The sequence below is a fragment of the Frigoribacterium sp. Leaf44 genome (assembly GCF_001421865.1).
GTDB lineage: Bacteria > Actinomycetota > Actinomycetes > Actinomycetales > Microbacteriaceae > Frigoribacterium.
Map to the genome: position 1 here is coordinate 694,876 of NZ_LMLG01000006.1, position 10,823 is coordinate 705,698.

10 protein-coding genes are annotated in these 10,823 nt (G+C 72.7%); 5 read left to right on the top strand and 5 right to left on the bottom strand.

From position 1 onward, the window contains the following. Positions 1 to 409, bottom strand: a 409-nt coding sequence (locus ASE87_RS16785; RefSeq protein ID WP_304437697.1) for a copper homeostasis protein CutC, incomplete at its 3' end; no start/stop codon positions are given. Positions 410 to 478: 69 nt separating this feature from the next. Here ASE87_RS16785 and ASE87_RS11795 point away from each other — a divergent pair. Beyond that, positions 479 to 2,269: an AMP-binding protein gene (locus tag ASE87_RS11795; protein WP_082452577.1), complete on the top strand. Its 1,791-nt coding sequence runs from the start codon at positions 479 to 481 to the stop codon at positions 2,267 to 2,269. 42 nt (positions 2,270 to 2,311) lie between these two features. Here ASE87_RS11795 and ASE87_RS11800 read toward each other — a convergent pair whose 3' ends face one another. The 4 genes from ASE87_RS11800 to ASE87_RS11815 form a co-directional block, all read right to left on the bottom strand. Further along, on the bottom strand, positions 2,312 to 3,634 hold the full coding sequence (locus ASE87_RS11800; RefSeq protein ID WP_056228688.1) for an N-acetylglucosamine-6-phosphate deacetylase: 1,323 nt from the start codon (positions 3,632 to 3,634) through the stop codon (positions 2,312 to 2,314). Then, positions 3,631 to 4,026, bottom strand: a complete 396-nt coding sequence (locus tag ASE87_RS11805; RefSeq protein ID WP_056228691.1) for a YrdB family protein — start codon at positions 4,024 to 4,026, stop codon at positions 3,631 to 3,633. Before ASE87_RS11805 ends, ASE87_RS11800 begins: the two co-directional genes overlap by 4 nt. A 307-nt stretch (positions 4,027 to 4,333) precedes the next feature. Continuing rightward, the gene (gene purU, locus ASE87_RS11810) at positions 4,334 to 5,164 is read right to left on the bottom strand and encodes a formyltetrahydrofolate deformylase (RefSeq protein WP_055977478.1); all 831 of its coding nucleotides are present in this window, start codon (positions 5,162 to 5,164) and stop codon (positions 4,334 to 4,336) included. Between the two features lie 145 nt (positions 5,165 to 5,309). Beyond that, positions 5,310 to 5,726 (bottom strand): DUF1304 domain-containing protein, encoded by a 417-nt coding sequence (locus tag ASE87_RS11815; protein WP_056228693.1) that lies wholly within the window; start codon positions 5,724 to 5,726, stop codon positions 5,310 to 5,312. Positions 5,727 to 5,846: 120 nt separating this feature from the next. Between ASE87_RS11815 and ASE87_RS11820 the strand changes: the two genes are divergently transcribed. The 4 genes from ASE87_RS11820 to ASE87_RS11835 all read left to right on the top strand — a co-directional run bounded on the left by ASE87_RS11820 (position 5,847) and on the right by ASE87_RS11835 (position 10,766). Then, a complete protein-coding gene (locus ASE87_RS11820; RefSeq protein ID WP_056228696.1) occupies positions 5,847 to 6,875 on the top strand; it encodes a LacI family DNA-binding transcriptional regulator in 1,029 nt (342 codons plus the stop codon). Between the two features lie 198 nt (positions 6,876 to 7,073). Beyond that, a complete protein-coding gene (locus ASE87_RS11825; protein ID WP_157489848.1) occupies positions 7,074 to 8,402 on the top strand; it encodes a hypothetical protein in 1,329 nt (442 codons plus the stop codon). 37 nt (positions 8,403 to 8,439) lie between these two features. Next, positions 8,440 to 9,741 carry a sugar ABC transporter substrate-binding protein gene (locus ASE87_RS11830; RefSeq protein WP_369794350.1) on the top strand — a complete coding sequence of 434 codons (1,302 nt, stop codon included), beginning with the start codon at positions 8,440 to 8,442 and terminating at the stop codon, positions 9,739 to 9,741. An 11-nt stretch (positions 9,742 to 9,752) separates the two neighbouring features. Then, positions 9,753 to 10,766, top strand: a complete 1,014-nt coding sequence (locus tag ASE87_RS11835) for a carbohydrate ABC transporter permease (protein ID WP_056229575.1) — start codon at positions 9,753 to 9,755, stop codon at positions 10,764 to 10,766. Positions 10,767 to 10,823: the final 57 nt, after the last annotated feature.

Sequence of the window (10,823 nt, forward strand, 5' to 3'; positions counted from 1 at the left end):
GCGGGGCGGCGGCGTCGAGCGCGGCCTCGACGAACCAGCGGAGGGCGTCGACGTCGAGCGAGCCGTCCTCGCGCAGCGCGCCCACGACGACGCCGGCCACACCCGACCGCACCAGGGCCCGGATCTCGCGCACCATCACGTCCAGCTCGTCGGTGTCGTACACGAAGCCGCCGGGCCGGCACCGCACCAGCGCGTGTACGGGCACGCCCGTCGCGACGGTCGCCTCGACCAGCCCCTGCGACGGGGTGACGCCGCCGAGCTCGAGGGCGCTGCACAGTTCGACGCGGTCGGCTCCGCCGTCGCGCGCCGTGACGGCCCCGGCGGCGCTCGTCACCGCGATCTCGAGGGCGGGCCGCGAACGGGCGGACGTGGCGGCGGATGAGGAGGCGCGGGTCGCGTCGTTCGTCATGTCACGACCCTAGGCGAGCGGCCCTCCCGCATGCCGGGCCCGGCATGGGTGGGGGTGCATGATGGCGGGATGTCCGACGCACCCGCACCCGCCGACACGCCCGCTGCATCCGCCGACGCATCCGCCAGCGCATCCGCACTGGCCGAGGGCCCGGCCACCGCCGCTTACCGGGCGGCCCGCGACCACCTGCTGGGGCTCGGGCACGACCTCGACCGCGCGAGCGACGAGTTCCGCTGGCCGGACGTCGGCGACCGGTTCAACTGGGCGACCGACTGGTTCGACGTGATCGCCCGCGACAACGAGCGCACGGCGTTGTGGATCGTCGAGGAGGACGGCTCCGAGCAGAGGGTGTCGTTCGACGCCATGCGTCGACGCAGCGACCAGGTCGCCGCCTGGCTGCACGACCTCGGCGTCGCGACGGGCGACCACGTCATGCTGATGCTCGGCAACCAGGTCGAACTGTGGGAGGCCATGCTCGCCGTGATGAAGGTGGGCGCGGTCATCCTGCCGACGTCGACCGTGCTCGGCAGCGCCGACCTCGCCGACCGCATCGACCGCGGGCTCGTCCGGCACGTGATCGCCAACTCGTCCGACGCCCCCGCGTTCGCCGGGGTGGAGGGGGTCGAGGCCGTCACGCGGATCGCCGTCGTCCCCGAGGGCGACGAGGCCCCCGCAGGCTGGACGTCCTTCGGGGACTCGCACCGCGCCTCCTGGACTCGTCCCGACGTCGAGACGGCGACCGAGGACGCCTGCCTCGTCTACTTCACGTCGGGCACGACGAGCAAGCCGAAGATGGTCGTGCACTCGCACGCCTCGTACCCCGTCGGGCACCTGACCACGACCTACTGGCTCGGCGTGCAGCCGGGCGACGTGCACATGACGATCTCGTCGCCGGGCTGGGGCAAGCACGCCTGGAGCTGCTTCTTCGCGCCGTGGACCGCCGAGGCCACCGTGTTCGTCTACAACTACGGGCGCTTCCGGCCGGCCGAGCTCAGGGACCAGCTCGAGCGGGCCCGGGTGACCTCGTTCTGTGCACCGCCGACCGTGTGGCGCATGCTGATCCAGTCGTCGCTGGGATCGCGGCCGAGTGCCCTCCGCGAGGCGCTGTCGGCCGGCGAACCGCTCAACCCCGAGGTGATCGGGCGGGTGCAGCAGGGCTGGGGCCTGGACATCCGCGACGGGTACGGGCAGACCGAGACCACCGCCATCGTCGCGAACGCGCCCGGCGGCACGATCAAGGCCGGCTCGATGGGGCGTGCCCTGCCCGGCGTCGAGGTCGTGCTGGTCGACCCCGTCACGGGCGTCGTCGGCGACGAGGGCGAGGTCTGCCTCGACCTCACCACGCGACCCGTCAACCTGATGACCGGCTACCTCGGCGACGCCGCCCGCACCGAGTCGTCGATGCGCGACGGGCTGTTCCACACCGGCGACGTGGCGGTGCGCGACGCCGACGGCATGATCACCTTCGTCGGCCGCACCGACGACGTCTTCAAGTCGTCGGACTACAAGGTCTCGCCGTTCGAGGTCGAGAGCATGCTGATCGAGCACCCGGCCGTCGCCGAGTCCGCCGTCGTGCCGGCCCCCGACGACACCCGGCTGAACGTCGTCAAGGCGTACGTGACCCTGGCCGAGGGGTGGGCCCCGGACGCCGAGACCGCCCGGGCCGTGCTGGCGCACGCCCGGGTCTCGCTGCCCGCCTACGAGCGGGTGCGGAGGGTCGAGTTCGCCGAGCTGCCGAAGACGATCTCGGGCAAGATCCGCCGCGTCGAACTGCGCGACCGCGAGGAGGCGCTGGCCCGGTCGGGCGAGCGGGCTGCGGCCGAGTGGCGCGACGCGGACTTCCCCGACCTGAAGGGGTAGGGCGCGGCTCGGCCGGGCTCGGCGGCGGGGCGGTCCAGGAGCTCAGCCAGCCGGCAGTTCGCGGCCGGCGGCCCAGACCCGGGCGACCGTCCAGTCGTCGTGCCACGCGACGGCGTCGGCCACGTGACCGGGGGCCAGGCGGCCGAGCGACGGCCGCACCCCGCCGGCCTGCGCCGTGCGCGCGACGCCGGCCTGCGCGGCGGGCGTGCCCGCTCGCCTGCCCCCGGCGTCGACGCCGAGCACGTGGGCCGGCACGAGGGTCAGCGCCGCGACGGCGTCGACGGCTGAGAGCCCGGTCTGCAGCATCGCGATGCGCAGGGCGGCGTCCTGGGTGAGGGTCGAGCCCGCGATGGTCGACGTGCCCGTGAGCGTGGCGACGCCGTGCTCGACCGTCACCGCGAGTTCGCCGATGCGGTAGTCGCCGTCGGCGGCTCCGGCCGCGGCCATGGCGTCGGTGATCAGGGCGACCCGACGAGGCGCCGAGCGCAGCACGAGGTCCGCCACGGCCGGGTGCACGTGCACGCCGTCGAGGATCAACTCGATCGTCACGCGTTCGTCGCCGACCGCCGCGACGAGCGGCCCCGGGTCGCGGTGGTGGATGCCGGCCATGGCGTTGAACGCGTGGGTCACGAGGCTCGCGCCCCGGTCGAACGCCGCGCGGGCGAGGTCGAAGTCGGCCTCGGTGTGCCCGACGGCGGCGACCACGCCCGAGCTGACGAGCCGGTCGATCGCGTCGAGCCCGCCAGGCAGCTCGGGGGCGAGGGTGACCTGACGGACGATGCCGTCGCCGGCCTCGAGCAGGCTCTCGACCGTGGCGGCGTCGGGTTCGAGCAGGAAGTGCGGGGCGTGGGCTCCCCGGCGGTCGGGAGCCAGGAACGGCCCCTCGAGGTGTGCCCCGAGCACGAGCGGATCACGCCGCATCAGGTCACCGATCAGTCCGAGCGACCGGGACAGCACCGGCACCGGGTTCGCCACCAGGCTGATCAGCGAGCGCGTCGTGCCGTGTCGGCGGTGCAAGGCGAGACCGGCGTCGAGGTCGTCCGGCCCGCCGTCGAAGGCGTGCCCGCCGCCGCCGTGCGTGTGCAGGTCGATCAGCCCCGGGGTGAGCGTGGCGCCCGCGAGGTCGACCGTGACGTCCGCCGGGGGCGGGACCGCGCCTCCTGCGGTCGGGCCGTCGGGTGCACCCGACGTCGCCGAGGAGGCGCGGGTCGCGTCGACCCCGCTCGTCACCTCGGCCGCCGCGCGCGACCCCGGCACCGTGGTGCCGGTGGCGACGATCACGTCGCCGTCGACGAGCATCCAGAAGCCGTCGACCTCGCCGTCCGCGTCGACCTTGCGGGCGTCGGAGAACAGGGTGGTGGTCACCTGCGGGCCCCCCGGCGGTTCTCGCGACGGAAGGCCAGGACGCCCGTGACGCCGGCCAGGACCGCGAACGCCACGGAGACGACCGGGTAGCCGAGCATGGCCCAGGCGGCGACCACGGCACCCATGATCGCGATCTCGACCAGGGCCTTGCCGACGGCGTCGGTCGGGATCGGGGCGCGCGGTGAGCGGAACAGTCCCCACACGACGATCGCGAACAGGGGCGCGCCGATCATGAACGCCAGCGACGGGAACGGGAACGGCCAGGCGAGGTAGCCCCAGAACCCGAGGCTCAGGAAGGCGAGGATCAGCGTGACGAAGCGCACCACGTCGAGCGCGCCGACCGGGCCGCCGCGGGCCGGGACGGGGGAGGGTACGGGGTCGGTCGGAGTCACGCGTCCAGCGTACGGCCGGGGTGTGCTGTGCGGCCTGTCTCTGATCCGGTACGTACCGGATCGAGCTGCGCAGCGACGAGTGGGCAGCAAGTGCTCGTCACGGGCGTGGCAGCAGCAACTTCTGCCCACTCGGCGGTCGAACGGCCGGGCGGCCACGGACCGGAACCCATGGCAAGGGGCCGAGTGGGCAGGAAGTGCTCTTCACAGCGCCGGGAGCAGCATCTTCTGCCCACTCGGCACCGGGCCCCGGTTGCCGGGCGCGGGGGAGGAGGGGGCTGGAGCCGACGAGGGCTGAGGCCGCGCGGGGCTAGCGGAAGACGATGGTGCGGGCGCCGTCGAGCAGCACGCGGTCTTCGGCGAACCAGCGGACCGCCTGGGTCAGGGTGCGGCTCTCCTCGTCCTGGCCGATCGCCATCAGTTCGGGGGCGCTGCGGGTGTGGTCGACGCGGACGACGTTCTGCTCGATGATCGGCCCCTCGTCGAGGTCGCTCGTGACGAAGTGCGCCGTCGCGCCGATCAGCTTCACGCCGCGGGCGTGCGCCTGGCGGTAGGGGTTCGCCCCCTTGAACCCGGGCAGGAACGAGTGGTGGATGTTGATCGCCCGCCCCTCGAGCGCCGCACAGAGCTCGGGGCTGAGGATCTGCATGTACCGCGCCAGCACGACGAGCTCGACGTCGTACCGGTCGACGACCTGCAGCACGCGGGCCTCGAAGGCCGCCTTCGACTCGGGGTCGGTGACCGGGTGGTGCTCGAACCGCTTGCCGTAGAACTCGGCCAGCCCCGACAGGTCGTCGTGGTTCGCCAGGATCAGCGGCACCTCGATCGGCAGCTGCCCGGCGCGCTGCCGGAACAGCAGGTCGTTGACGCAGTGCGCCGCCTTGCTCGCGAGCACGAGCGTGCGGGTCGGGCGCCCGACGACGTCGAGCTTCGCCTGCACGTCGTAGTGCGCGAGCACGGGCGCCAGTGCCGCCTCGAACGCGTCGCGCTCGCCGGGGGCCTCGACCTGCAGGCGCATGAAGAACGTGCCGGTGTCGTGGCTCGAGAACTGCGCCGACTCGGTGATGTTGCCGCCGGCCTGCACGACGGCGCCGCTGATGGCGTGGACGATGCCGGGCCGGTCTTGGCAGACGAGCGTCAGCGTCCAGTGGGTCGTCGGGGCGGCGGGGGCAGCGGCCTGAGCGGCGTCGGCAGCCGCGGCGTCGGGAGCGGAGGAGGCGCGGGTGGCGTCGGTCACGTCGGTCACCCGCCCAGGGTAGTGCGGCCGACGGGGCCGGACGGGCAGGTCAGGACGACGAGATCAGCAGCGTGACGAGGGCGACGAGCGGGAAGAACCCCTGCGTGACGGCAGCGCGCGCCTTCGTGCGGTCCGAGAGCAGCAGGACGAGCGCGGCGGCCAGCATCGACCCCGTGCCCGCGACCAGCAGGGCGGTGCCCGCGGCGGATGCCTCGAAGGCGCTGCCCGCGCCTCCTACCCCTCCGGCGGCGATCAGCACCACGCCCACGATCGTGACGATCGCGAGGAACAGGTTGTAGAAGCCCTGGTTGTAGGCGAGCGGCTTCGTGTGCTCGGCCTGGACGTCGTCGGTGATGCCGAAGGTCGCGCGGACGCGGGGGGTGGTCCAGAGGAAGGACTCCATCACGAAGATGTAGAGGTGCAGCAGGGCGGCGAGCGAGGCCGCGACGAGCGAGACGATGAGCATGCCCCGACCCTAGGGGCGGGTGGGCCACGCGAGGGTGGCGGCTGCGGCGGGTCAGTAGCATCGTGGGGGCGCGGCGGGCGAACAGGCGCACCGGCACAGGCGAGGACGAGGAGGCGCGGCGTGGCAGAGCGGGTCACCATCGTCGAGGTCGCGGCCCGGGCCGGCGTCGCGATCAGCTCGGTCAGCAGCGCCCTGAACGGTCGGCCCGGCGTCTCGGAGCAGACCCGCGCGCGCATCCGCCAGGCCGCCGACGACCTCGGCTTCGTGCCGAGCGTCCGCGGGCGCAGCCTCAGCGCCAAACGAGCGTTCACCATCGGGCTCGTCGTGCACCGCGACCCGTTCGTGCTCGAGTCCGACCCGTTCTTCGGCAGCTTCATCGGCGGGCTCGAATCGGTGCTCGACCCCCGCGGGTACGCGCTCATCCTGCAGATGGGGTCGGCCGCCGACGAGCCGCTCGACCGCTATCGCCGGCTCGCGGCCGGGCGCCGGGTCGACGGCGTCGTCCTGAACGAGCTGACGGTGGACGACCCGCGGGTCGACCTGGTCCGCGAGCTCGACCTGCCCGCCGTCGGGGTCAACCCGGCCGGAGACTTCCCCCTGCCCGCCGTGCGCCAGGACGACTCGGCCGGCATCGGCGAGCTCGTCGACCACCTCGTGTCGCTCGGTCACCGGCGGTTCGCCCACGTCGCCGGCCCCGGCCGCTTCGTGCACTCGCGGCGTCGCGGAGCCGCGTGGCGGGACGCCGTCGTGGCGGCCGGGCACGATCCGGGGGCCGTCGTCGAGGCCGACTTCACCTACGACGGGGGAGCCCGGGCCGCCGCTCGCCTGTTCGGCCCGGACGCACCGGTCGACGACCGCCCCACCGCCGTCTTCTGCGCCAACGACCTGGCCGCGATCGGGTTCATGACCGAGCTCGACCGGCTCGGGGTCCGCGTCCCCGACGACGTCAGCGTGGCCGGGTTCGACGGCATCGAGCTCGGGTCGTACGTGCGCCCCGGGCTGACCACGCTGACGACGGCTCCGCGGCTGATCGGGGCCGAGGCGGCGCGCCTCCTGCTCTCGTCGGTCGAGGGAGAGACCGTCACCGACGCCGAGATCGAGCCCGCCCGGCTGCTGGTCCGCGCGTCGACGGGCCCCGCCGCCCGCTGACCCCGGGCCAGGCGCGGGGATCGCACCGCCGACCGACCGTCGCACCGTGGAAGTGCGCGGTGCGACGTCCAGTCGGCGGTGCGACAGGAGGGTGAGGCCGCAGGGGGTTCCGGTCGGGCCGTCACCGTGCTAGTTTCTCGATCTACCGAAACGTTTCGGTAGACGAGCGAGACTGCACACGACGACGTGGGAGCCCCGATGACGACGACAGCCGACGCGGCCAGCGCCCAGGCGACGAGCAGCGCCGTCCACGCGACGACCACCGACACCGCGCCCGACGCCGGCGCGGCCGGCGCGGTCGGCACCGCCTCGAAGCCGTACCTCGTCCCGCTGACCCGGGAGCGCCTCCGGACGGTCCTCGACGAGGCCCTCGTCCACCGCAACGAGCTGACCGGTGCCCTCTCGCAGCTGACCTTCTCGAGCCCCGCCGCCTACGAGCCGGCCCGGTCCGACTGGGCGGTCGGCCCCTTCGCCGTCGACCCGGCGTTCACCTTCACGCTCGACGGCCAGTGGCCCGACCCCGACGGGCTCGGCTGGACGAGCGAGTCGCTCTACAACCCCAGCCTGATCGAGCACGACGGCACGCTGCACCTCTTCTACCGGGCCTCGCCCCGCAAGGAGAGCCTCGGCAGCCGCATCGGCCACGCCACCCTCGCCCTCACCCCTGACGGCGAACCCGCACCCGGCGCCACGTGGGTCGACGACCCGGCCAACCCGGTGGTCCGTCCCACCCTCGACGACGAACTGCTCGGCACCGAGGACCCCAAGGTCTACCGCGCCGAGGGGCGTTTCTGGCTCTTCTACAACGGCGTCTTCCCGATCACCGAGGAGGCGCGGGTCGCGCACCCGAGCCCCGGGTACCCCGTCCAGGCGGTCGGCATCGACATCCTGGTCGCCGTCAGCGACGACCTCGTGACCTGGCAGAAGCTCGGGCCGATCGCGGACCACGAGCAGACGCGGCTGTGGGCCAAGGGCGCCGTGATCCCGCGCGACGAGCACGGGAACGCCGTCCGCCTCGGCGGCAGCGGCGGCGGCAGCGGCAACGGCAACGGCAACGGCAACGGCCGTCGCGACGACGGGGACTACCTCATGTTCGTCAGCGAGGGCTTCGACGGCGTGCTGCACGTCGGCCGCTCGGACGACCTGCGCCACTGGACCTTCGAGCCCGTGCCGTACCTCGACCTGTCGGGCGTCGGCGGCCACCTGCACGAGGTCGCCGCCGCGATCGTCACCGGCGACGGCCGACTCGTGCTGGACGTCTTCCACGACGTCGACGGCGTCTTCGCGGCGAGCCAGGCGCTCTACGACGTCGATCGTCCGGTCGACCAACTCGCCCTGACGCCCGGCGGCTCCCTCAGCTGGGGCGGCCTGCAGAAGATCGGCGGCCGCTGGACCTTCGCCCAGGGCTGGGACGCCCCCGCCGGCCACCGCGACCTGTACTTCTACCGCGCCGACGCAGCCCGAGCCGACGCAGCCCGCGCCGACCCCGCCGACCCGCACGCCCCCGCACCTCACACGACCCCCTAGTCACACCCGCAGCACCACCCCACCCAAGGAGAACACCGTGCAACGACGCACACGCTTCACCCGCCGCGCCACCCTCGGCGCGACCGTCCTGGTCGCCGCCCTCGGCCTGACCGCCTGCTCCGGCGGCGGCGGAGCCTCGAGCGACGCCCTCACCGCCAAGGGCCCCATCACGATCTGGTACTCGAACAACGAGCAGGAGGTCACCTGGGGCAAGGCCATGGTCGAGGCCTGGAACGCCGACCACCCCGACGAGCAGGTCAAGGGGCAGGAGATCCCCGCCGGCAAGTCCAGCGAAGAGGTCATCGGAGCTGCCATCACGGCCGGCAACGCCCCCTGCCTCGTCTACAACACGGCCCCCAGCGCGGTCGGGCAGTTCCAGAAGCAGGGCGGCCTGGTCGACCTGTCGAGCTTCGACGACGGCGCGAGCTACATCGAGGAGCGCAGCGGCGACCTGGCGAAGCAGTACCAGGACGCCGACGGCAAGTACTACCAGCTGCCCTGGAAGTCGAACCCGGTCATGATCTTCTACAACAAGGACCTCTTCACGAAGGCCGGCCTCGACGCCGAGAACCCCGACCTGTCGACCTACGACGACTTCCTCGCGACGTCGAAGACCCTGGTCGACGCCGGCGTCTCGAAGTACGCCATCCACCCGGCGCCGACGAGCGAGTTCTTCCAGTCGCAGTTCGACTTCATGCCGCTCTACGCGGCCGAGACGGGCGGCACCGGCCTGGTCGAGGACGGCAAGGCGACCTTCGCCGACACCGCCGGCGAGGACGTCGCGACCTTCTGGCGCTCGCTCTACGAGCAGGGGCTGGCCGGCCAGGAGCAGTACACGGGCGACTCGTTCGCCGACGGCGAGGCCGCGATGTCGATCGTCGGGCCGTGGGCCGTGTCGGTCTACGAGGACGTCAACTGGGGTGCCGTGCCCGTCCCGACCAAGGACGGCACGAGCGCCGACGAGACCTACACGTTCAGCGACGCGAAGAACGTCGGCATGTACACGGCCTGTGAGAACCAGGGCACCGCATGGGACTTCCTGAAGTTCTCCACCAGCAGCGACCAGGACCGCGCCCTGCTCGAGACCACGGGCCAGATGCCGATCCGCACCGACCTGGCCTCGACCTACTCCGACTACTTCGACGCGAACCCCTCGTACGCGCTCTTCGGCGACCAGGCGGCCCGGACCGTCGAGGTGCCGGCCGGTCCGAACACCGTCGCCGAACTGCAGGCCTTCCGCGACGCGTGGTCGAGCAGCGTGATCTTCGGCAAGGGTGACGTCGACTCGTCGCTGAAGGACGCCGCGGACAAGATCGACGAGCTCGCGGCGCAGGGCTGATCGTGTCGACCCTGCACGAGGCGGCGGCAGCGTCGCCGACCGCCGGACGAGCCGAGGAGGCGCACCGCGCCTCCTCGGGGGGTCCCGGCTCCGGGCACCGGGCGGGTCGTCGCCGCGACGACGACCCGCGCGGGCGTCGGCGGGGCGGCCCGCTCGGCAAGCACCCGCTCGGACTGCTGTTCAGCGCGCCCTATCTGGTGTTCGTGCTGGCGGTGTTCGCGTACCCGTTGGTCTACGCGGTCTACATCGCGTTCCACGACTACTTCTTCACGGCGCCCGGTGCCGTCGTCGCGCGGCCCTTCGTCGGCCTCGACAACTTCGTCACCGCGTTCACCGACCCGGCGGTGATCCGCTCGTTCGGCAACGTCGGCGTCTTCCTGGTGATCAACGTGCCGCTGACCGTCGTGCTGAGCATGGTGCTCGCCACGGCGCTCGACAAGGTCGCGCACTTCCGGGGGTTCCTGCGGGTGGCGTTCTACGTGCCGTACCTGACGGCGAGCGTCGCCGTCGTCGCGGTCTGGCTGTTCCTCTTCAACGGCGACGGTCTCGTCAACAACGTGCTCGGACCGCTGGCCCCGACGCCCTCGTGGCTGATCAACTCGGCGTGGGCCATGCCCTCGATCGCGTTGTTCGTCACCTGGAAGCAGCTCGGGTTCTACATCCTGCTGTACCTCGCGGCGCTGCAGAACGTGCCGAAGGAGCTGTACGAGGCGGCCTCGAGCGACGGTGCCGGCCCGATCCGGTCGTTCTTCACCGTCACCGTGCCGGGCGTGCGTCCGGCCACCGTGCTCGTGCTGCTCGTCTCGACCGTCACGGGGGCGAACCTCTTCACCGAGCCGTACCTGCTGACCGGGGGAGGCGGGCCGAACGGCGCGTCGACCTCGCCCGTCCTGCTGATGTACCAGAAGGGCATCGAGCAGGGGAACCCCGACCAGGCCGCCGCGATCGGCGTCGTGCTCGTGATCCTCGTGCTGGTCATCGCCCTGCTGCAGAACCGGTTCGCCGGCGGAAAGGACGAACGATGACGATCGCCGACGAACGCGCCTCGACCCCCGAGGCGAGCCCTTCCCGCACCCCGAGGG